The sequence below is a fragment of the Nesterenkonia alba DSM 19423 genome, from assembly GCF_000421745.1.
GTDB lineage: Bacteria > Actinomycetota > Actinomycetes > Actinomycetales > Micrococcaceae > Nesterenkonia > Nesterenkonia alba.
Window position 1 is genome coordinate 1 of the sequence record NZ_ATXP01000005.1, and the last position, 22,754, is coordinate 22,754.

A 22,754-nucleotide genomic window follows, 5' to 3' on the forward strand; every position below is an offset into this window, starting at 1 on the left:
GGTATCAACAAACTTGGCACACTATTGAGTTCTCAAACAGCGAGTACATCCGGCACCATCAGAAGAAAACCTTCTGAATCGCTCCGAAGCAACTTTTCTATCTTACCCGACTCGATCCGTGAGTGTCAACTCAGCGTTTCTCGTCGGAAGTTAGATCAGCGGTGGATCGTGATGATCCTCAGATCGCTGGGGCCTGATTGAGGTCTCTCAATCTCGCCCCGGCGCGGACATATAACTTAGCACCCTCCGGTCAGCGCGTGCAACCCCGCGGGACACAGACGCCTGCGGGCCAGGTTTTCACTGATCGACCTGCATGAGCATGCTCGGGCGGAAGACCCACTGCCCCTTCCACCGGTGGAAGAGGTCCAATGCCTCAGTGAGCATGGCTGCCCGGAAGAACACTGAGTCCACTCCGGCACTGTCGGCGTCGGACTCCCGGTATCCCTCGAGGAAAGCGGTATTGACCTCCTCGTACCACTGCCCAAAGTTCACCGGAGCCGGGGCCTGGGACTCCTGCTCCTCAGATTCCTCGGTCTCAGACTCATCGAGGTCGTCGCCCGGTGGAGGTGTATTGCTTGCAGCAATCTCCATGACCAGGTTCGCCAGGGACATCAGGGCGGTGACGACGTCGCGTAATCCCAATGCCTGCTCCACGATGTGCTGCGGGTCAGCCACAACCCACCGCTCTGCACTGACCTGGTGGAGTTGTTCGATCCCCAGGTTGCCATGGATCTGCTGCAGGGTGAGGGGCTCTTCAGCATCGCGCAGCTGCATCATCATCATGTCGATGACTTCGTTGAGATCGGCGGCTTCGTCCTCATCGAACTCCTCGCGCACCGCCTCCCACTGCTGCGCCAGGGCAGCCCGCGCGTTGGCCGACATCGTCTTCAGCTGCTCGGACGTCTGCGGATGCGCCCCGAAGGCTCCGGCCAGATCCGCGTGATGAGTTCCCAACGCACGGCCTAACCCTCGAGCGGTCTTCTTAAAGTTCGCCCCGGTCTGCAAGGCAGTGTGCGCCAGCGTCCAGGCAGTGGGTGCCTGCTCAGCAGCTTCGCGGATAATCCCCAGATCCCCGGCAGACCAGATACGGGTGCCGTGGGCACTCTCCCGGCGATCCACCCAGGACCCGTCGATGAGTCCCAGGACCCGGGGTGTCGTCGTCGCGCGCGCTTCGGTCAGAGTCAACACCCGCTCGAGTTCGGCGCTGCGCTCCGGGTTCGGTCGGCGGAACAGATCCACGGCCACGCGACGTTCCCAGTCCTCTTCCCCCGCCCCTTCAGGGGTTACCACTGTGCGGGTGGTGTCCTCGAAGACCGGATCAGCCATCTCACGGCTCAATCCGACGGTAAAAGGCTCCCAGGCGTCGAATCCGGAGTATGCCTCCCCGCGGGAGCGGCCGTTGCGGCTGCCTTGCCCGCGGCGGGCCATCTCCAACCATGCAGCGAGAAAAGCCCGGTCCCGGGCGCCGTCGTAGACCCACAGCTCACCCTCCTCCGGGGAGTTGAGCTTGCCGATGAAAGCGCTCTTTCCCGCCAGCGCAGAAGGACGCGACCGCAAGGCAATGGGCACGCAGAGCACCTCAGGGGTCTGCGGGTCTTCGAGTTCGAACAGGTGCAGTTCCAGGAAAACCCGAGCGTCGGGATCACCCGGCGGCGTGGGCAGACGCAATCCTCCCACCCGCTCCAGGCGCCGGCGCCCCCTGCGCGGTACGGGGAACCACGGCTGGTGCGGTAACCAGTTGCCGAGGATGTCCAGGAAACCGGGCTGTTCTTCCCCACGAAGGCGGGTCATCGCTGCACCCCCTGACGCAAGACGGCGATCTCATAGAGCGTGACACCCACGGCCATCGACGCGTTGAGCGACTCGGCGGCCTCGGTCATGGGGATGGAGACTGTGGCATCGACAGTCTCAGCGACCAATCGGGAGAGCCCTCGACCTTCGGAGCCGACGACGACGACCAGCGGCTCATCAGCCAGTTTCAGTCCCGGCAGGGTCATCTCACCGCCGCCATCGAGCCCGATCGCAAAGCACCCAGCCTGCTGGGCGTGCTTGATCGCCTGGGTGAGGTTCTTCGCACGGGCGACGGGGAGCCGGGCCGCAGCACCGGCAGAGGTCTTCCACGCGGTGGCGGTCACCTGAGCGCTACGCCGTTCGGGCACGATCACCCCGTGGGCGCCAAAGGCTGCGGCAGCACGGATGATCGCACCGAGGTTGCGGGGGTCGGTGATCGAGTCGCAGGCCACCAGCAGGGGCGGGTGCTGTAACCGCCCGGCCTGGGCATCGGCGATCACCTCGTCCAACAGATCAGCGACCTCGGCGTATTCATAGGGGTGCAGGGTGAGTGCCAGCCCCTGGTGCACAGCGTCACCGGTGGTGGAGTCGAGCTGCCGGCGGCTGACCTCCTTGACTCGGATCCCCTGTTCCGCGCAGTGCTGCAAGGCCTCACGCACACGGCGGTCGGTGTCGATATCGGTGGCCACCAGCAACTGCTCAGCGGGAATCCGGGCGGTGAGGGCCTCAAGAACAGCGTTGCGCCCGGCCACTACATCCTCAGCACCGCGCCCCGAGCCCCGGGTCCGCGGGCGCGCGGCCTGCTTCGCCTGGGCCCGTTCGGCCAGCTGCTTCTTCCGGTGGGCCTTGTGGTAGACCCGGTCCTCGGCCTTAGGTGTGGGGCCACGGCCTGCGAGCTTGCGTTTACCCCGGCCACCGCTGCCGACCTGCGGGCCTTTGGATCCGCGGCGCACCGCCGCTGACTTCGGACGGGAATCTTTGGCCATCAGCGGTGACCTCCCCGCAGAGACCAGGTGGCGCCGTCGGGGGTGTCCTCCACGGCGATGCCGACGGCAGCCAGCGCATCGCGGATGGCGTCGGCGCGGGCAAAGTCTTTGGTCTGTTTGGCTTCGGCCCGTTGAGCCAACTGCGCTTCGACCAGGTGACTGAGCGCCTCCATGGCGCCGCCGGCGTCGTCGTGACCGGGTTCTGGCACGTCATTGAGGCCAAGCACATCCAGCATGCCCAGCACCTGTCCGGCACAGGAGCGGGCGGTGTCCGCATCCTGTGCATCCAGGGCGGTGTTGCCTGCCCGGACGGTCTCATGCAAGGCCGCCAGGGCTGCGGGAACATTGAGGTCATCATTCATCGCGGCAGTGAAGGCCTCCGGAAGCTCGCCGGAGACCCCGGCGCCATGGCCCTGCGGCAGGGCACGGTCCAGGAAGTTCTCAATGCGTTCGACGGCGGCTTGGGCCTCCTGTAGCGAACCAGGGCGGTAGTCCAGTTGAGAACGGTAGTGCGCTTGCCCCAGGAAGTAGCGGACCGCCCGCGGCCGCGCCCGAGCGAGCATCTCATCCGGGGAGATCGTATTGCCCACTGATTTGGACATCTTCTCCCCGTTCATGGTCACCATGCCGTTGTGTAGCCAGAACCGGGCGAACCCGTCCCCGGCCGCAGCCGATTGGGCCAGCTCGTTCTCATGGTGAGGGAAACGCAGATCGAGTCCGCCGCCGTGGATATCGAACTGGGCGCCCAAGTACTTGGTGGACATCGCCGAGCACTCTACGTGCCAGCCGGGTCGCCCACGCCCCCAGGGGGAGTCCCACGACGCCGTCAGCGGCTCATCATCCTTGTGACCTTTCCACAGGGCGAAGTCGCGGGGATCGCGTTTACCGCGCGGGTCGGCGTCGGGGGCATCCTGCATATCCTCCACCGACTGGTGGGTCAGTTCTCCGTATTGCGGCCAGGACCTCACGTCGAAGTACACATCTCCGGAGTCGTCCAGGGCGGGGTAGGCGTGACCGGCGTCGATGAGCCGTTGGATCAGTGCGTGCATCTCCGTGATGTGGCCGGTGGCGCGGGGCTCATAGGTGGGCCGGCGCACCCCCACTGCGGCGTAGGCCTCGGCGAAGACCTGCTCGAAGCGGTAAGCCAGGGCGAACCACGGTTCAGCGGCGGGGTAGTCCTCGCTGGGTTCGAAGCCCGCAGCGTAGGACTGGGCGGATTTTTCGAGGATCTTGTCGTCGATATCGGTGACGTTACGCACGGTCATCACCCGGTACCCGCTGTGCTCCAACCACCGGGTGAGGATGTCAAAGCAGACGGCCGAACGGATGTGCCCCACGTGGGGGCGCCCTTGCACGGTGGCGCCACAGTAGTAGAGGGACACTTCCCCCGCCACGAGGGGTTCGAACGCACGGATTTCCGCTGTCCTGGTGTCATAGAGTCGCAGTGCCACGCAGATACCCTAACCCGCGCGCCCGAATGCGACCGGGACGATCACCGCGGTCGCGGTAGCCAAAATGCCCTCGTCACGCCCGGTGAACCCCAGTCCATCAGAGGTCGTGGCTGCCACCGAGACCGGAGCCCCCGCTGCTTCAGAGAGTACCTGCTGGGCCTCATGACGCCGGGGAGCGAATTTCGGACGGCTGCCGACGAACTGCACAGCAATATTGCTGATCTGGTAACCGGCTTGATGGATGATGCCGACGGCCTCGCTCAGCAGCCGGACACCGGACGCTCCAGCGAGCTCCGGCCGGTCTGTGCCGAAGTGGGCTCCCAGATCGCCGAGTCCGGCGGCGGAGAACAGGGCATCGCAGGCGGCGTGGGCGACCGCATCACCATCGGAGTGCCCGCTCAGTCCTCGCTCACCCGGCCAGAGCAGCCCGGCGAGCCACAACGGGCGAGGGGAGCCGGCGTCGTCGAAGGCATGGACATCGTGCCCAATGCCGACTCGAATTGCGGGCATCACTTCCTCAGCAGGTGGTCTAGCAGCGGGGGTGATGTCAGAGCCTGCGGTCAAGGAGGTTTCCGTGGGGCGCTGCTGCCCCCGCGCCTCTGCGGTGCGCTCGGCCAGGATGCGCTCAGCGAGGCTGAGGTCGGCGCCGGTGGTGATCTTCAACGCCTGCGGATGGCCTTCGACGACGACGACGTCGAGCCCCAAGTCCTCGGCGATCATCGCCTCGTCGGTCAGTCGCTCAGCCTGGGAGTCGGGCAGGCCGGCGAGATACTCCAGGACCTGCTGCAGCACGGTAAGCCGGAACCCCTGGGGCGTCTGGACGGCGCGCAGTCCGGCGCGCGCGGGAGTGGACAGGACCGGTTCGGCCTCACCGGCAGGGCGCACGTGCTTGATGGTGTCAGTGACCGGCAGCCCGGGGACTACGGCCGGGTGCCCCGCCTCCACGTGTGCGGCCACGCGAGCGAAAACCGTTGCGGGGGTGAGGGGTCGGGCGGCGTCGTGGATGAGGACGGTGACCTGCTGGGGGTCCCATCCTGCACTGCGGGCGTACTCTGCAAGGCGCTTGACCCCGGCGGCCACAGAGGCGGCACGGTTGGCCCCACCTGAAGTCAGGATGACCTCGATCCCCAGCCGGGCGGCGGCGCGATGCCCCGCAGCGGCTAAGTATTCAAAGGTCTGTGGATCCTCCGGCAGCACAAGCACCACGACACCGCAGCGCAAAGGGTCATTGATGGCGCCCTCACCCCGAGCGCCGTTGATGGCGTCGAGGGAATGCTCCAGGATGGTGCGCCCGTGCAGGGTGACGGCTGCTTTGGGCATCCCGTATCCGAGCCGGGTGCCGGAGCCCGCCGCGACGACGACGAGACCGCGATGATCTCCTATGGTGCAGTCCTTATGCCGCCGGATGCGTTAGGCGGTTTTCTCCGCCTGAGCGAGAACATCGTCGAGCAGCTTCTCGGCGGCGTCCTCCTCCAAGTCACGGGCGTGCCGCAGCTCGGAGACCAGAATCCGGCGGGCCTGGGAAAGCATCCGCTTCTCCCCGGCGGACAGACCACGGTCATTCTCACGCCGCCACAGGTCGCGCACGACCTCGGCTAGCTTGTTGATGGAACCGGAGGCCAACTTCTCGACGTTCGCCTTGTACCGCCGCGACCAGTTCGTCGGCTCCTCGGTGTGCTCGGCGCGCAGCAGATCAAACATCTGCTCGAGGCCTTCTTCATTGACCACATCACGCACGCCGACCAGGTCAACATTTTCAGCGGGAACTTTAATGGTCAGATCACCTTCGGAAACCCGTAGAGTGAGGTAGGTCTTCTCCTCACCCTTAAACGTACGCATCTCCACCTCTTCAATGGTGGCTGCGCCGTGGTGCGGGTATACAACTGTCTCGCCGACTTCGAAATTCATGTAGTTATTCCCCTTTCCCGCCGTCCAGTTTAGCACGCAGACAGGCGGATCGGCGTGTCGTGACGTCCCACTGACATCCAGCACATTAAGGTTCGCCGCGCAATCTTTCTTCTACGTCGAGTAGAAATTCCCCGCGATCGAGTAACCTGGTGCCAACGACCCGTCGTACCCGCATAACCCCTTCTTAGAGGAGACTCCGACGTGACGCTCGCTTCCCGCCGCACCGCTGCTGTAACGCTGTTGGCCGCCTTGGCTCTGACCGGCTGCAGCGCGGTGAACTATCAGGCCACCACCCATGAGTACTCCGGATCCGATGGCGTGATGTTCGACGTCGACGACGTCCAGCTGCGTCACATCACCTTCGTCACCTCCGAGCAGGGTGCACCGGCGCGCATGCTCGGCCTAGTGAACAACGGCGGCCAGGAGCCCGTCGAGGTCGAACTCGAGATCGAGACCGACAGTTTCAGCGTCTCCCTGGACCCCGGCGAGGCGGTCAACCTGGAGCACGATGAGGAGTTCATCGTTTCCTCTATCGGCGCGGCTCCCGGTGAGATGCAAGAGGTCACCGCCACCGTCAACGGCAGCACGGAGACCTTCGGGGCCACAGTGCTTGACGGCGGCATGGCGGAGTACCGGGATTTGGTGCCCGAAGGTGCCGATGAGGGCATGTGGGAGCACCTTGAGCACGGGCCGGACACCTGGGGCGGCGGCGCCGCCCACCACGACGACGAGGAGTAGGCCGCTTACGTCCACTACGTGAGCTGTGACACGCTCAGAATGGACTTCCGACACGGGGTGTGGTGTGATCTACCTGTCTTTGTGAGCGAGCACACAGCTTGCTACCCATGAAGACGCCAGAAACCTTCACTACGGATCGTCGGGCACGTACCTGCCCGTGAAAGGGAAACACCATGGCCTCTGTCACCTATGACCGCGCGAGCCGGATTTACACTCCCGGTGCTCGCCCCGCCATCAACCAGCTCCACCTCGAGATCGAAGACGGGGAATTCCTCGTGCTCGTGGGGCCCTCCGGTTGCGGTAAGTCCACCGCCCTGCGCATGCTCGCCGGCCTCGAGGAGATCAACGAGGGGCGGATCCTCATCGGCGGCGAGGACGTCTCCCACGTCTCGCCCAAAGACCGCGACATCGCCATGGTCTTCCAGAACTACGCGCTCTACCCGCATATGTCAGTGGCTGAGAACATGGGCTTCGCCCTGAAGATCGCCGGTGTCGCCAAGGAGGAGCGCAACGAGCGGGTCCGCAAGGCCGCCGAGATCCTCGACCTGGTTCCCTACCTGGAGCGCAAGCCGAAGGCGCTCTCCGGTGGTCAGCGTCAGCGTGTGGCCATGGGCCGTGCGATCGTCCGCTCCCCCAAGGTCTTCCTCATGGATGAGCCGCTGTCCAACCTGGACGCCAAGCTGCGTGTGCAGACCCGTACTCAGATCGCCGCGCTGACCCGCGAGCTGCAGACCACCACCGTCTACGTCACCCACGACCAGGTCGAGGCCATGACCATGGGCGACCGGGTGTGCGTGCTCAAGGACGGTGTGCTCCAGCAGGTGGATACCCCGCGCAACCTCTATGACAACCCCGCCAACGTCTTCGTCGCCGGCTTCATCGGCTCCCCCGCGATGAGCCTGTTCAAGGTGGCCCGTGATGGCCAGGACATCATCGTCGGCAATGACCGGATCACCATCCCGGACAACGCCTTGCAGAAGACTGAGGCCGACGAGGTCATTCTCGGTGTCCGCCCGGAGGACATGTCCCTGTCCACCGATGGCACCGGTCTGCCGATGGTCGTCGACGTGGTCGAGGAGCTCGGCGCCGACGCCTATATCTACGGCTCCCCGGAGGGCATCAACACCTTCCAGCCGCTCATCGTCCGGGTCGAGGGCCGCCGTCCTCCCGCCAAGGGCGAGACCGTGCACATCAAGCCGGCCGCTGAGTACGTCCACCTCTTCGACGTCAACACCGGTCTGCGACTCAACGGCGAGATCCCGGAGAACACTCCGGAAGCTCAGCTGGCCGACGTCGAGGCCCTCGCCGACGCCGAAGAGTAAAACCTACGACGACGCCACCTCGGCTCGTCTTCCGCCATACGGAACGAAGGGCGCTGGAGCATATCGCTTCAGCGCCCTTCGCGTATCTTCATACGACTTTTGGAGTACACGTCCAGCATACGACCAGGTCAGGCCGGTTGTGTGGGGTCATGGCACGAGGTGCCCGGACGTTGCACCCCATATGGATGTAAGGAGTGATCGGATATGCGCGGCGGCGGTATCTACATTGGCGGAGGTGTGCTGACGATCATCGCGATCATCATCATCCTCTGGGCCATCCTGTAAGCAAGCCCGCTATCTGAAACATCGAAAGCCCCGGTATCCCGCACGGATCCCGGGGCTTTCGCCTGTCTGAGGGGAAGTACCGATGCCTGCCGAGGAGGCTTCAGGGTGGGATTACCCCTCAGAGTCGGCTCTGGTGATCTGCAGGTGGTGGTCCACTCGGTGCGGATCCACCGGAAGGTGGGAGATCACCACCACCGTGCGTTCGGCTGTGGCATCGAGTAATTCAGTGAGCATCGTCTCTGCTGCGGCGGGGTCCACGTGGGCGGTGGGTTCATCGAGGATGAGCACCTCTGCCCGGCTGAGCAGTCCGCGGGCGACGGCGATGCGTTGGGCTTGTCCACCGGAGATCAGCTCCCCGTTCATCCCCACTCGGGTGTCTAAGCCCTCACGGGAAGCCGCCCACTCGGTAAGCCCCACCGCCTGTACCACGGCATGGAGATCCTCATCGGTGGCGGCTTCTGGTCCCTCCGGGTGTGCCAACGCGAGGTTGGCTCGCAGGGTCCCATCGAAGAGATGGGCGCTCTGCTCGATGAGGCAGACTCGGCGACGCAATTGTTCCCCGGTGAGGGTGCCGGCGTCGTACCCACTGATGCGGTAGTCACCGGAATGCGGCACAAACCCGACCAACCCATAGGCGAAGGCCGTTTTGCCTGCCCCACTGGCACCGGTAACCAGCAGATTTTCTCCCGGGCGCAGGGACACCGTCACCGGTGCACTCACCGGCTGGCGGGAACCGGGCCAGAACACCGCAAAGTTTTCAAGGATCACCTCCCCCGCGCGAGGGGATCGACGACCAGCCAGGCACCGGTTGCGCCTGACGGTTCCGGCGGCTCCGGACCGCCGCGCCTGACGTACCGGGGCGCTATCCGCCCCCTGGTTGTCCACCGCCTCGCCCTCGACCGGTGGAGCGATGGCGGCGATGCGTTCAGCGCTGGCGAGCACCCGACGTCGGGCGGTCCAGGCTGCGGACACGGCTGCAACAACCTCGAAGACCACCAGGGGGACCAGGGCGAGCAGAGCCAGGACCGGCCCGTCGATGGTTCCAGGGCTCAGACGGAATCCGGGGCCCAAGGGGTCACTGGGCACCAGCTGAGGCAGTCCGACAACGAGGGTCAGCACCACCGCGAGCCCAGCGGCCAGTGCCATGGCGGCGGCCACCAACCCGGCACCGAAGCTGGTGCACAGTGCGGCGGCTCGTAGCTGCGCATCGGCGCGGCGGACTTTCTCCACGTGGGTGTCCACCGCGTCGTAGGCGATGAGCACATCGAGGTCGGTCACCAGGTCGGTGACCGCGTCTGCGAGTTGCCCGCGCAATCCCGCGGTGCGGGCTTCGGCCCGGTCAGTCACCGCTGCGGAGATGACGGTTCCGCAGGCCAGCGCGGCAGCGAGCATAACCGCTAGCACCCCGGCGGCGGTCGGGGAAAAGTAGGCCAGGCACAGCAGGGTGACCAGGACGACCGTGGTGGAGGTGACCAGCGGCTGGATGACTCGCACGGGCCAGTCGATGAGTTGGTCGACGTCGGTGACGACCCGGGTGAGCAGATCTCCGCGGCGGTGGCGGCTCAACCGGACCGGGGCCAACGGCTCGAGGCGAGCGAAGATATCGGTGCGCAGTGTTCCCAGCAGACGGAAGGCGGCGTCGTGGGTGCTGAGCCGTTCGAGGTAGCGGAAGAAGGCACGGGACAGGGCGAAAGCGCGGACCCCCACCACGAGGAGGCCAAGGTAGAGGATGGGCGGCTGTTCGGCGGCCCGGGTGATGAGGTAAGCCGACAGCCCGATGAGCAGCACTGCGCTGAGCCCGGAGAGGATGCCGAAGGCGATGCCGGGGGCCAGTTGCCCAGCAGTGGGTCGGGCGGCGGCGAGCTGCCGCTGGAGGGCCTCAGCACTTCGGTGGCCGGCCCGGGGCAGGCGGGCACTGTGGGCGGGATGACTGGGACGAGTCCGAGGGTGAGCTGGCAGCGTCGAGGAGTCGGCAGGGAGCTCAGCCGGCGAGGACATGGCCGGTCTCCTCTCCCAAGGGCAGACGGTGCTCAGCAGCAGTGATGAGCCCCGGACGGTGGGTGATGACCGCTACGATGCGCCCACTGCGGGCTTCGGCTTCCAGCGCGGTGAGAACCTCGGCTTCGGTCCCGGTATCGAGGGCAGCGCTGGGTTCATCGCAGAGCAGCACGGGGCAGTCCCGGCGGCGAGCGCGGTAGAGGGCGCGGGCGAGGCTCAGCCGTTGGGATTGCCCGCCGGAGAGTCCTTCTCCGTGGACCCCCAGCTCCGATTCCAGAGGCAGGCTGCCGAGTCCGAGCTCGGCCAGAAGAGTCCGGGCGAGGTCCGCGTCCGGGTTTTCATCACCGAGGGTGATGTTCTCCAGCACAGTGCCGGCGCGCAGGCCGTGCCGTTGACCGGCGTAGGCGATATCGTCCCGCCGTAAGGGCCACCGGTGACGCTCCCCGTGGCGTGTGTCCGCACAGTGCGTATCGCCACAGCTCAACTCGGCGGTGCCGGCGTGTTCCACCAGTCCGAGCAGGGCGCTCAGCAGGGTGGATTTACCGGCACCACTGGGTCCAGTGATGGCGGTGATCGCCCCGGCGGGCAGCTCAGCGGTGACGGGCTCAAGAACGGTACGGCCCCCGCGGTGGACACTGAGACCTCGCACCTGCAGGGCAGTGACGGCCCCGGCGGGGCAGCGGGTGAGGGTGGTGGCGTCGTCGTGCTCCTGACGGGATGCGGTGGTCTCTGCGGCGTCGAGGATCTCGAAGACATCCTCAGCGGCAGCGACACCGTCAGCGGCGGCGTGGTAGTTGGCCCCGACCTGGCGCAGCGGGGCGTAGGCCTCCGGCACGATGAGCAGGGCGAACAGCCCCACGAACAGACCCAGGCTGCCGTCGATGAGGCGCACCCCGATGGAGACTGCCACCAGGGCCACGGAGAGACTGGCGGCCAACTCCAGGACGAATCCGGAGAGGAAGCTGACCCGTAAGACTTTCATGGTGCTGCGGCGGTGTGCCTCACTGATCTGGGCGAGGTTCTGCCGCTGGTGGTGTTGCCGGTTGAAAACCTTCAAGGTGCTCAGGCCTTCGACGAGGTCCAGGTAGGCCCGGGCCAGTCGGCTCAGCCGCTGACGCTGCCGCCGTTGGGCGGTCTGGGTGGTCCAGCCGATGAGCACCATGAACACCGGGATCAGCGGCATGGTGATCGCCACGATGACCGCGGTGGTGAGGTCGTAGATCGCCAGCACGGCCAGGTGGATGGGGATCGCCACCGCGCAGAGCACCAGCTGGGGCAGGTAGCGGGCGAAGTAGGCGTCCAGGGCGTCGAGGCCGTTGCCAAGTACAGTGACCGCCTGGGCGCCGTGGCGTTGGTCGGAGATGGCATCGCCGCGCCCGGCTGCCACCGTGGTGGTCAGTGCGTGGACAGTGCGTTGGCGCAGCTGGCTCTTCACGGCCACCGCGGCCCGGGCGGCGGTGACCTCCATCCCCCAGGCGGTGAGGGCCCGCAGTCCGACGACGACGGCAGCAGCGGTGAGCATCACTGTCACCGGCACGTCCCCAGGCACCGGAAAGTCGCTGATGGGCGGGCCGGTGACCGCTCCGATCGCGGTGGTCAGAACTGCGGCCAACAGCCAGGCGAAGGCCAGAGTCAACAGGATCTGGATCAGCCCGAGCGCCACGGCGGTGACCAGGAAGCCACGGGCGGCACTGGCGTAGCGCAGCAGTCGGGGGTCCAGCGGTTTCATGCCGCCTCAGCGGTCTCCGCCGCCGGGATGTGGTCCCGGGTCAGACGACGCCGGAAGACCCAGTAGGTCCATCCCTGGTACCCGATGACCAGGGGGGTCATGATGATGGCCACCCACAGCATGACCCCCAGGGTGTAGTCCGAGGAGCTGGCGTTGGCGATGGTGAGTCCACCAACTCCGGTGGTCGAGGGCAGTACATTGGGGAACAGGGAGAGGAATAGGGTCACCACGGCCAGGCCGATGGTCGCGGCCATGGCGGTGAAGGCTGTGCCTTCCTTACCGCGCCAGGTCAGGGCCACCGCGGCCAGCAGGCAGACTGCGGCAGCTGCGGCGGTGAGGATGACCCAGACCAGGCCCACCCCGGGGGCCCGGTCGGAGCCGGCGGCCTGAAGGGCGTCGGGGGCGTAGCCGGTGTGCAGCCAGATGGTCCACAGTAGGAACCAGGCGGCTGCGATCACAGTGGGGACTGCCGCCTGCAGTACCAGGCGTCGGGCACGGATGCGGATCTGACCATCAGTCTTCAGGGCGATGAAGATGGCACCGTGGACCAGGCACAGCAGGGTCAGGGTCACCCCACCGAGCAGGGCGTAGGGGTTGAGCAGGTCGAACAGACTGCCGACGACGTTGTGGTTTTCATCCATGGGAACCCCGCGGACCACGTTGGCGAAGGCCACACCCCAGAGGAAGGCCGGCAGCACGGAGCCGATGATGATCATGCGGTCGAAGTTCTGTGCCCACTGCCGGTGTTTGCGCTGGTGCCGGTACTCGAAGCTGACCCCGCGGGCGATCAATGCCAGCAGGATCAGCAGTAAGGGGAGGTAGAACCCGCTGAACAGGGAGGCGTACCACTCGGGGAAGGCGGCGAACAGCACCGCCCCGGCGACGATGACCCAGGTCTCGTTGAGGTCCCAGACCGGGCCGATGGTGTTGATCATGACCCGTCGGTCGGTGTCGTCCTTGCCGATGAGTGGCAGCGCCATCCCCACGCCGAAGTCGAAGCCGTCGAGGACGAAGTAGCCCACGAAGAAGAAGGCCACCAGGATGAACCAGATCTGTGCGATGTCCACGGTCAGGACCTTTCTTCCCGGAGGGGGTCAGTGCCAAGGGTGCCGTGGGAGGCGCTGAAGAGCGCACCGCCGGCGAAAATCTCAGTAGACGATGGCGAGCTGGTCACGTCCGCTACCCTCCCCTTCCTCGGCGTCGTCGTCGGTGATCTCCGGCGGACCCTCTTGGGCGGTTTTGAGGATGAGTTTGAATTCGACGACGGCGAGGATTCCGTAGATCACGGTGAAGGCGGCCAAGGAGAGGGCCACCTGCCAGCCGGCGACGTTCGGGGAGACTGCGGCCTCGGTTTTCATCAGGCCGAAGACAATCCACGGTTGACGTCCCATCTCGGTAAACACCCAGCCGATCAGGGAGGCCAGCAGTGGCAGCGGGGCCGACCAGATGAGGATGCGCCACCAGCGGTCGGTGCGAGCGGGGCTCATCGGCTTGGCGTTCTTGCGCAGTCGCCACAACCCCAGGGCAGAGATGAACGCAGAGACGATCCCCAAGCCGATCATCCAGCGGAAGGACCAGTAGGTCACCCAGATCAGCGGGGTGTAGTCCCCGGCACCGAACTGTGCCACGTACTGTTCCTGCAGGTCGTTGATGCCTTCGACTTCGCCGTCGAAGGTGTGGGTGGACAGTAAGGAGAGCAGGTAGGGGATGCGGATGGAGAACAGTTCGCTGGCGCCGTCGGGGGTGCCGAGGGTGAACAGGGAGAAACTGGCGGCCTCAGTGGTCTCATAGAGCCCCTCGGCGGCGGCCATCTTCATCGGCTGGGCATCCACCATGGCCAGGGAGAGCCGGTCCCCAGTGGCCGCCACCCCGATGAAGGCCAGAATATTAGTCCACAATCCGGTCTTCAGTGCCGGGCGCATCACCTCGGTGTGCTGGCCACGGCGCATGTGCCAGGCGGCGACGGCGATCATCACAGTGGCCGCGAACATGATCGCCGCGAAGATGGTGTGCGGGAAGGCGGCGAGCACCACCGGATTGACGAGCACCTCCCAGAGGCTGGTCAACTCCGCGCGGCCGCGCTCTTCGTTCATCGTGTACCCCACCGGGTTTTGCATGAACGCGTTGGCGGCCAGGATGAAGTAAGCCGAGAGCATGCTGGCGATGGAGACCAACCAGATGCAGGCCAAGTGGGCCAGGGCCGGCAGCTTGTTCCACCCGAAGATCCACAGTCCGATGAACGTGGCCTCCAGGAAGAAAGCCGCCAGACCTTCAATCGCCAGAGGTGCGCCGAAGACATCCCCCACGAAGCGGGAGTACTCCGACCAGTTCATCCCAAACTGGAACTCCTGGACGATTCCGGTGACCACGCCCATGGCGAAGTTGATGAGGAAGATCTTGCCGAACAGCCGGGTCAGCCGCAGGTAGGTGATGTTCGCGGTGCGGTACCAGGCGGTCTGGAAGATAGCCGCCATCAGCGCCATGCCGATGGTCAGGGGGACGAAGATGAAGTGGTACAGGGTGGTGAGCCCGAACTGCCACCTCGCCATTGAGAGCGGATCGAAGAGTTCCTCCATGGCTTATTTCTACACGATGTAGAAGAACTTTTCTACACAGTGTAGAAAACGTGATCCCGGTCACTGAGAAGGAGGGTTCTTGGTACCGAGAACCACCCCTATTGCTGGCTGAGTCCGGCCGCCGGTGGGGTCTTCGCCAGGGACCGTGCCGGCCACCAGGCAGCCACCAGGGCCGCTAGTACCGTGACCACCCACAGAGCCCCTACGCGCAGCCAGGGGATGGCAAGACTCACTGTCCAGTCCTCACTGGTGACCAGTGAACTGACTCCGGCCCACCCGAAGAACGCCCCGAGCCCAGTGCCCAGCACGAGGGCCACACCGGCCAGCAGCACCGATTCGATACTGACCATGGAGCCGACGGCACCCCGGCTCATCCCCACCGCCCGCAGCAGGGCTGCTTCGCGGCGACGTTCGAACACCGACAGGCTCAGCGTGTTACTGACCCCAATCACGGCCACCACGACGCTGGCCCCCAACAGGGCGAGCACCACCATGAGCAGCATGTCGATGACCTCGGTGTAACCGGCCCGGGCGTAGGCCCCGGTGAGGTCGGCCTCCACCTGAGTGCCTTCGGTGGCGGCGTCGTCGAGGTGAGCGGCCAGGGCATGGACATCGGAGTCGGTGAACCCTTCGGTCAGCCGCAGGAAGCTCAGGCCCTCCTCGGGGTCGGTGTCCAGCCCCGCCGGCGCAGTGTCTTCGCTGATGAGCACCGCCGTGGGTGGTAACCACCACGCCTCCTCCACGGTGAGCGTGAGCTCCTCAGACCCTGCACTGAAGTGCAGCTGGTCCTCGTCTTCGATGTGTTCCACCAGGCCCCAGCCGATGAGTGCTTCACCCTCTCCGGGTAGGACCCCGGGGCGGTAGGTGATCTCATCGAATTCTTCGGCGGAGGCGACGACGATCTGTGCCGCAGCCGCGCCGGCGTCGTCGGTGGTGTCCTCTGCCTGACCATCTGCCTGCCCATCTGCGGATGCTTCAGTGCCGGGGAAACCGGCGATCTCCTCCACCGTGGTGATATCCCGCTCGGCGAGTACGTCCTCCAGTGCGGCGGGATCCACTGGTACCACCGCGTCTACCGGGTAGGAATCGGCGAGTTCCTCGGTCATGACCTTCTGCGCGGTGGCTGCACCGATAGTGAAAGAGGCCACGAGGGTGACCCCGATGAGCAGGGCCGAGGCAGTGGCGGTGGTACGCCCGGGAACCTGGCGGGCGTTCTGTCCGGCGAGTCGGGCGGTGGTTCGCCAGGCCGGAACAACCGCGAGGAGCCGACCGGCAGCCGCGACCAGTGGTGGAATGACACCTCGGGCCACCAGCAGCACTCCGAGAAATCCCACCAGGGCCCCGGTGGCACCAAGGAGCGGTAGCGGCAGGCCTAGCACCGGGTCGACATTGGGGGCGGGGACCCCGCTGGGCAGGGTCTCTGGGCGGCTGAGCGCTGAATATAGCGTCAAAGCGGCACCGGCGGTGGCCAGCAGGACCCCGGCTGTGAGTCGCAGCCAGGACACCCCGGCCTCAGGTGCGGCCACATCGGCTGGACGCAGAGCCACCATGGGGGAGACTCGTCCGGCTTTGATGGCCGGCAGCAGGGCAGCGCCGACTGTCATAACCAGTCCCAGGCCCAGGCCGACACCCATGGCGGTGACAGCGGGCAATGCCACTGGCGTCTCCGGGGCGAAGGTGGCCCGGGCAAGCAGGGTCAGCCCCGCTGCTGCTGCCCAGCCCAGCAGCACACCGCCCAGTCCCGCGATGAGTCCCAGGATGGCGCCCTCGGCCAGGGTCGCGCGGCGCAGTTGTCCCGGGTCAGCGCCGACGGCACGTAGCAGCCCGAAGGTGCGCTGCCGTGAGGCGATCAGCACCTGAAACGTGTTGGTGATGACCAGGGCTGAGACCAGCACCGCGATTCCGCCGAAGCCCAGGGCGATGTAGCTGAGGAAAGAAACATCACCGGTCATGTTCGCGACCCACGTGTCGACGACCTGCTGGTGGGTGGCCACTGTCATCCCGGCCACCTGCACCTGCCCGAAGTCGCCTTCCTGGGGCGTGAGGTCGGCGTCGTCGGGGATTTCAAGCTCCCCGGTCTCCACCAGGTGCACGATCCGTTCGATGATCTGCTGTTGGACCTCCTCCTGGGTGTCGGTGGCGCCCGGGTCGGTCAGCACCACCCGGATCTCCTGAGGCAACGGGTTAAACGGCAGCGCCTGCATCCCCGCCTCGGTCAGCAGCGCTCGGGGAGTGCCGGGGAGATCGACGACGCCGACGACCTGGTATTCCTGGGTGACTTCAGTGAAGTCCTCGGCATCCTCACCCTCACCTGTCCACACCCCATGCACGGCGGTGAGGGTGTCACCGGGTCCCAGCCCGTAAGCCTCTGCAGCTTGTTCATTGATGAGCGCCCCTGGGTCACCATCAGCCAGGTCAGTGTCACTCTCGACCAGGTCCCGGCCGTCGAGCACCTCGTACTGCATCGAGGGGCTCAGGGTGGCAGCTGAGAGGCTCCCGTCGAGGTTTTCCTCGGAGGTGAAGTCCAGCCATACGCGGCGGACCACCTCAGCGGAGGCAACCTGGTCGATATCCTCCACCGCCCGCGCGAGGGTCTCATCGGCCGGGGTGCCGATGTCGTCGCGTTCCATGTACTCCGGTTCATCAGCGAACCCGACGAGCTCAGTGGTGTCGACCACCAGGTCGGTGCCGGCGGCTTCGGCCTCCGCCTGCTCGGTCATCGCCCGGGTGAAGGAGTCGATCATCAGCAGCCCGGCGACGATGAACGCCACAGAGATCCCGATGGCGATCCCCGCGGCGATGAGTCGTCTGCCCGAGGACCGCAGATTCGCCCGCAACACGGAGCCGTTCACTGACACTGAGCTCTTGCCCCGCTCCGAGCCGTTCACTGTTGTGCACCGATCATCGTGGCCGCCAGCATCTGCGCGGAGGGTTTCTCCAGGGTTTCGAGGATCTGCCCGTCGGCCAGCAGCACCGTGCGGTCGGCTTCGGCGGCGGCGTTGACGTCGTGGGTGACCATGACCACGGTCTGGTCGAACTCGTCCACGGCGGCACGCAGCAGGGCCAGCACCTCAGCTCCGGTGCGGGAGTCGAGGTTGCCGGTGGGTTCATCGGCGAAGATCACCGCCGGCTGGGCGGCCAGCGCCCGGGCTACCGCCACCCGCTGCTGCTGACCCCCGGAGAGCTCGAAGGGGCGGTGGTGCAGCCGGTCGGTCAGCCCGAGCCGTTCGATGACCAGATCATAGAAGTACCGGTCCACCTGCCCACCACCCAGGGATGAGGGCAACAGGATGTTCTCCTTGGCGGTCATCGCCGGGACCAGGTTGTAGGACTGGAAGATGAACCCGATGTGCCGGCGGCGGATCCGCGTCAGGTGTTTCTCACTGAGCCCGGTCAACTCCACCGGACCCTCTGTGGTGCCGAGAGTGACCGTCCCGGCGTCGGGAGTATCCAACCCCGCCAGCACGTGCATCAAGGTGGACTTCCCCGAACCGGAGGGACCCATGATCGCGGTGTAGGAGGCCTGCGGCACCTGGAGGCTGAGCCGCTGCAGCGGGCGGACCACCGCTTCCCCGGTGCCGTACTGTTTGGTGAGTTCCTCAGCGCGCACTGCTGGCGCCGGCGTCGTGGTCATCATGACCTCCACGCTACGGATACCGTCGGGTCCGGCACATCCGCCTGGGGTCCGAATTCGGTCTCATCCTGTGGTCTGAGCTGTGCTGCTGTGCACTCAGTTCGTGGGGCCGACGACGCCGGCTTCATAGGCGAAGACCACCGCACCGACTCGGTCGCGCACCCCTAGCTTGGCCAGCACCTGGCCGACGTGGGTCTTCACTGTCGCCTCAGAGAGGTAGAGCCGTGCGGCGATCTCCGTGTTGGAATCCCCGGTGGCCATCTCGGTGAGGATTTCGCGTTCCCGGGTGGTCAGCAGGTCCAGTGTGGCCTGCTGTTCGGCGGTGGGGCTGCGCTGAGCTCCCGAGCCCAGCAGGGTGGTGTCCAGTAATCGGCGCGTGGTGGTCGGTGCGATGACCGCACCCCCGGTGACCACAGTGCGCAGCGAGTCGAGCAGCACTTCGGGTTGAACGTCTTTGAGGAGGAACCCGCTGGCTCCGGCGCGCAGGGCCTGCAGGGCGTATTCGTCGGTGTCGAAGGTGGTCAGCACAATGACCCGGGTGCCACTGAGGGCCGGATCGGCGGTGATGGCGGCGGTGGCCTCCAGTCCGTCCATCTGCGGCATCCGGATGTCCATGAGCACCACATCGGGGCGGTGGGTGCGGGCCAGGTCCACCGCTTCACCTCCGGTGCCGGCTTGAGCGCAGACGGCCAGATCCGGCTGAGAGTCGATGACCATGGCGAATCCGGCGCGCAACAGGGCCTGGTCATCAGCAAGCAGAACGGAGATCGTCATCGGGGTTCCTGACCGTAGGGGGATTGCGGGCTGACTGCGGCGAGGGGGAATCGGGCGTGGACGGCGAAGCCGTGCTCGGTGGGGGTGGCGGTGAGCCGTCCGGAGTAGAGCTGGGCACGTTCGGCCATCCCGCGCAGACCGGAACCGGCGCCGTCGTTGGCGGCGGCCGCGCCCTGCCCGGTGTCCCGGATGTCGAGGACCAGCTCGGCGGTGGCCGGGTCGGTGCCTAACCACACACCGGCGGTGGCGTCCCGTCCCCCATGTTTGAGCGTATTGGTCAACGCTTCTTGGGTGATGCGGTACAGCGCCAGTCCCACTCCTTCCACCACCGGTGGCAGCGGAGCCAGGTGCAGCTGGACCTCCACGCCGGAGGCACGTACATCGTCGATGAGTCCGGGCAGGTCCTCCACCCCGGGGGCGGGCCGGGTGGCCAGCTGGTCCTGCTCGTCACGGAGTACACCGAGCATCCGCCGCATCTCGGTGAGTGCCTCCCGCCCGGTCTCGGAGATCGTCTCGAAGGCTCGGCCGGCGCGGGCGGGGTCGTGGCTGAGCACATAGCGGCCACCATCGGCCTGGGCGATCATCACACTCATCGAATGGGAGACGACGTCGTGCATCTCCCGGGCGATCCGCATCCGTTCGGCGTCGGCGGCCAGCCGGGCTTCCTGGTCCCGTTCACGCTCCAGCAGACGGTTCTTTTCCTCCACTGCGTGGCGCTCCCGGCGGCGACGGCCAGCGAGGTCTCCCAACAGCCAGGCCACCAGCACCACTGCGGCGCTGAATCCGGTCGTCAAGATGGTGATCGGCACCAGCCAGGCCAGATCCGGGTAGGTGGTCGTGCCGGGCGGCTGGGAGGTCCATAGGGTCACCGCCTGGTGGATGCCGATGAGCACGGCCCCCATCAGCCCTACCAACAGGTAGATCACCGAGACCCGCCGGCTGCCGTACTTAGCGCAGGCGTGGACCATCAGGGGCACCGCGATGACTGAGACCCCGGGGCCGAAGAAGCTCAGCATTTGGCACAGGGCACCGAAACTGGCCACGCCTGCGGCCACCGCGGGGCGACTGCGGCTGAACGCTAAGGGGAGGACGCAGAGCATCTCGAAGAGGAACATCAGCCCGGGGTGGACTTCAGCTCCGAAGAACCCGTAGGTGTTCCACCCCATCAGCCAGATGAATGTGGCCATCAGCGCCAGCGGAGCCACTTTGAACAGCGTGTCGGTCAGCCACGGCCGGGCCTCAAAAAACCGCACCACCGCCACATGCGGCGGGGTGTGCGGGGCAGCGGACATGGCCTCAGTCTATGAACCCGGCGCAGCAGGGACCTCCGACCACAGGATGATCCCGGTGGTGAGAAGTTCCGCCTGTACTCCGATGCGCTCAGTGCCCGGCCACCGCGAGGCTGAAGGGGACCCCATCAGGTCAGCCAGATGGCGCCTGAGATCCCTGATGAAAGGAGCTGGCCGCGATGAACCATCCTTATGTACACAACACTCCGCCTGCCCTGGGTTCCCCGGTACTCACCGCTGAGGGACTGGTGAAGACCTACGGCACCACCTGCGCCCTCGATGGGGTGAGCCTGCAGGTGCGCGCCGGGGAGTCGGTGGCGATTATGGGGCCCTCCGGCTCCGGGAAAACCACTCTGATGCACGTGCTCTCCGGGATCCTCACACCCGATGCCGGAGACGTGATCCTACGCGGAGCCGACGGTGCCGAGGTCGTGGTCTCCGCTGGTCATGCCGAGGCCCGCGCCCGATTGCGGCGTGAGCAGATCGGTTTCGTCTTCCAAGAGGGTCTCCTGTTGCCGGAACTGACCGCCGTAGAGAACGTCGCGGTGGCGCTGATGCTCTCCGGCACGGCACGGAAGGAGGCCGAGCAGCAGGCGGCGGCCTGGCTGGCACGTCTCGGCTTGGCGGGCATGGAGAACCGCCGGCCCGGGGAGCTCTCCGGCGGTCAGGCCCAGCGGGTAGCGATCGCCCGAGCTCAGGTGACCTCCCCGGGGATCGTTTTCGCTGATGAACCTACCGGCGCCCTGGACTCAGCGACCTCGGAGCAGGTGCTCCACGCCCTGCTGGCTTCGACGGTCTCCCGGGGCGCTCCGCTGGTGGTGGTGACACACGACGCCGACGTCGCCGCCCAGTGCTCCCGTCTAGTCCGGCTGGAAGACGGCCGGGTGGTCTCTGACACGCTGCAAGAGCACGCTGGTGGGCAGGTGAGCGCCCGATGATCCGGATGTTGTTATCCCGGGTGTTCACTGACCGCTCCGTGTGGCTGCTTCCCGTGGCGGGTTTCGCCCTGACCAGTGGGATCGGGCTGATGGTCTTCGGCGGGGCGATGTACTTCTACCGGCTTCAGGACCCGTGGCTGGCCGATGTGTACTTCGTCTACGCCACCGCCGCGCTCATCCTGCTGGTCATTCCCATGCTGGCGCTAATGCATTCGGCTGCCCGCCTGCTGGCTCGGCGCCGCGATGAGCGCCTGGCCGCTTTGCGCCTCCTGGGAGCCGGTTCCGGGCAGCTACGCCGTCTGGTCTTGGCTGAAGCGGGCACCCTGGCCGCTGCCGGGATCGCTGGCGGGGCACTGCTCTACACCGCACTCATGCCCGCGGTGGGGCTGCTGCCCTTTGCCGGCTCGCCCATGGGGGTGGATGGCCTGTGGCTGGGACCGGGGTTGTTGGCTGCCGCCTGCGCGGTGCTGGTGGTTTTCGCCTTCGCCGCAGCACTGACCGGGCTCCGCCGGGTGGAGATCACTCCACTGGGGGTCCGCACACGTCAGGTGAGTCAGAAAGTGTGGTGGGGCCGGGCTGTGGTGGCCTTAGCCGGCGTCGTCGTTGTGTTCGTGCTCTATGTCTTTGTGCCGGTGCCCAACGAACTGCTCGCCGCCGTGGTGGGATTCGCGTTCCTGGCGGTTCCGCTGCTGGCGGTGCAGTTGGTGGGACCCTGGGTGTTGAAACTGGTGACCCTGATTCACCACCGGCGGGCGAAGACCGCGGAGCGGCTGGTGGCTGCCCGGAATGTGTTGGAGGCTCCGCAGCAGATGTGGCGGCAGGTCGGCGGGGTGGCAGTGGCTGCGTTCATCGGGGTGATCGCCGGATGCGGCATGGCGCTGGTCGGGGCGGCGAACCCTGAGTACATGGGGGAAGAGGACCTGATGCTACTGGGCGATGTGCAACGGGGAGTGTGGCTGACCTTGGCCGTCGCCTTCCTCATGACGGCCTGCTCAGTGGGGTTGAACCAGACCGCCGAGATTCTGGATCGCCGTCAGTTGTACTCCGGGCTGGCTGCCATGGGCTTCAGTCTGAGCCACCTCAGCCGCATCCGGATCCTGTCGGTCATGAGGTCCCTGGCGGCCGTGCTACTCATCGCGGTGGGGGCCGCCTGCGTGGTGGCGTTGCCGATCGTGGGAGCCGCCGCACTGACTGCTCCGGTCGCGGTGGCCACTGTGGCGCTAGTGCTGGTGGCCGGCGTGGTGATGATCCGGGGAGGAATGAGCGCGACGACGCCGACCCTGCGCTCAGTTGCCTTCAGTCACCGGTAGGTGCCCGGACTGTCAGCGTGCCCAA

The 22,754-nt window shown here is 66.2% G+C and carries 17 protein-coding genes; 4 read left to right on the plus strand and 13 right to left on the minus strand.

Features of this window, described 5'->3' with window-relative positions:
* Window positions 1–297 precede the first annotated feature (297 nt).
* From H578_RS0105080 to H578_RS0105100, 5 genes are read right to left on the minus strand one after another with little or no spacing between them, the layout of a single operon-like run.
* A complete protein-coding gene (locus H578_RS0105080) occupies window positions 298–1,791 on the minus strand; it encodes a maltokinase N-terminal cap-like domain-containing protein (RefSeq protein WP_022872615.1) in 1,494 nt (497 codons plus the stop codon).
* The gene (rlmB, locus tag H578_RS0105085; protein ID WP_022872616.1) at window positions 1,788–2,777 is read right to left on the minus strand and encodes a 23S rRNA (guanosine(2251)-2'-O)-methyltransferase RlmB; all 990 of its coding nucleotides are present in this window, start codon (window positions 2,775–2,777) and stop codon (window positions 1,788–1,790) included. The genes H578_RS0105080 and rlmB overlap by 4 nt, the downstream gene beginning before the upstream one ends.
* Window positions 2,777–4,228 carry a cysteine--tRNA ligase gene (cysS, locus tag H578_RS0105090; RefSeq protein WP_022872617.1) on the minus strand — a complete coding sequence of 484 codons (1,452 nt, stop codon included), beginning with the start codon at window positions 4,226–4,228 and terminating at the stop codon, window positions 2,777–2,779. Before cysS ends, rlmB begins: the two co-directional genes overlap by 1 nt.
* Before the next feature lie 9 nt (window positions 4,229–4,237).
* Window positions 4,238–5,611 (minus strand): 2-C-methyl-D-erythritol 2,4-cyclodiphosphate synthase, encoded by a 1,374-nt coding sequence (ispF, locus tag H578_RS0105095; protein WP_028463958.1) that lies wholly within the window; start codon window positions 5,609–5,611, stop codon window positions 4,238–4,240.
* 27 nt (window positions 5,612–5,638) lie between these two features.
* The gene (locus H578_RS0105100) at window positions 5,639–6,136 is read right to left on the minus strand and encodes a CarD family transcriptional regulator (RefSeq protein ID WP_022872619.1); all 498 of its coding nucleotides are present in this window, start codon (window positions 6,134–6,136) and stop codon (window positions 5,639–5,641) included.
* 201 nt (window positions 6,137–6,337) lie between these two features.
* On the opposite strand from H578_RS0105100, the gene H578_RS13440 reads away from it, so the two are divergent.
* Both H578_RS13440 and H578_RS13445 read left to right on the plus strand, forming a co-directional pair.
* A complete protein-coding gene (locus H578_RS13440; protein ID WP_022872620.1) occupies window positions 6,338–6,874 on the plus strand; it encodes a hypothetical protein in 537 nt (178 codons plus the stop codon).
* 173 nt (window positions 6,875–7,047) lie between these two features.
* Entirely contained in the window at window positions 7,048–8,196 is a 1,149-nt protein-coding gene (locus H578_RS13445) for an ABC transporter ATP-binding protein (protein WP_022872621.1), read from the plus strand.
* Between the two features lie 396 nt (window positions 8,197–8,592).
* Here the strand turns inward: H578_RS13445 and cydC are convergent, their stop codons facing one another.
* The 8 genes from cydC to H578_RS13460 form a co-directional block, all read right to left on the minus strand.
* Window positions 8,593–10,479, minus strand: a complete 1,887-nt coding sequence (gene cydC, locus H578_RS13450) for a thiol reductant ABC exporter subunit CydC (RefSeq protein WP_051130793.1) — start codon at window positions 10,477–10,479, stop codon at window positions 8,593–8,595.
* On the minus strand, window positions 10,463–12,208 hold the full coding sequence (gene cydD / locus H578_RS13455) for a thiol reductant ABC exporter subunit CydD (protein ID WP_033420320.1): 1,746 nt from the start codon (window positions 12,206–12,208) through the stop codon (window positions 10,463–10,465). Before cydD ends, cydC begins: the two co-directional genes overlap by 17 nt.
* Window positions 12,205–13,275 carry a cytochrome d ubiquinol oxidase subunit II gene (cydB, locus tag H578_RS0105130; protein WP_022872622.1) on the minus strand — a complete coding sequence of 357 codons (1,071 nt, stop codon included), beginning with the start codon at window positions 13,273–13,275 and terminating at the stop codon, window positions 12,205–12,207. The genes cydD and cydB overlap by 4 nt, the downstream gene beginning before the upstream one ends.
* 81 nt (window positions 13,276–13,356) lie before the next feature.
* Window positions 13,357–14,784 (minus strand): cytochrome ubiquinol oxidase subunit I, encoded by a 1,428-nt coding sequence (locus tag H578_RS0105135; RefSeq protein WP_022872623.1) that lies wholly within the window; start codon window positions 14,782–14,784, stop codon window positions 13,357–13,359.
* A 98-nt stretch (window positions 14,785–14,882) separates the two neighbouring features.
* A complete protein-coding gene (locus tag H578_RS0105140) occupies window positions 14,883–17,642 on the minus strand; it encodes an ABC transporter permease (protein WP_156837220.1) in 2,760 nt (919 codons plus the stop codon).
* A gap of 26 nt (window positions 17,643–17,668) precedes the next feature.
* Entirely contained in the window at window positions 17,669–18,421 is a 753-nt protein-coding gene (locus H578_RS0105145) for an ABC transporter ATP-binding protein (RefSeq protein ID WP_211215180.1), read from the minus strand.
* Between the two features lie 93 nt (window positions 18,422–18,514).
* Window positions 18,515–19,192 carry a response regulator gene (locus H578_RS0105150; protein ID WP_028463959.1) on the minus strand — a complete coding sequence of 226 codons (678 nt, stop codon included), beginning with the start codon at window positions 19,190–19,192 and terminating at the stop codon, window positions 18,515–18,517.
* On the minus strand, window positions 19,189–20,484 hold the full coding sequence (locus H578_RS13460; protein WP_022872627.1) for a sensor histidine kinase: 1,296 nt from the start codon (window positions 20,482–20,484) through the stop codon (window positions 19,189–19,191). Before H578_RS13460 ends, H578_RS0105150 begins: the two co-directional genes overlap by 4 nt.
* A 176-nt stretch (window positions 20,485–20,660) precedes the next feature.
* Here H578_RS13460 and H578_RS13465 point away from each other — a divergent pair, with 176 nt between their 5' ends.
* Window positions 20,661–21,419, plus strand: a complete 759-nt coding sequence (locus H578_RS13465) for an ABC transporter ATP-binding protein (RefSeq protein WP_022872628.1) — start codon at window positions 20,661–20,663, stop codon at window positions 21,417–21,419.
* Window positions 21,416–22,729 (plus strand): ABC transporter permease family protein, encoded by a 1,314-nt coding sequence (locus H578_RS0105165; protein ID WP_022872629.1) that lies wholly within the window; start codon window positions 21,416–21,418, stop codon window positions 22,727–22,729. Before H578_RS13465 ends, H578_RS0105165 begins: the two co-directional genes overlap by 4 nt.
* Window positions 22,730–22,754 lie beyond the last annotated feature (25 nt).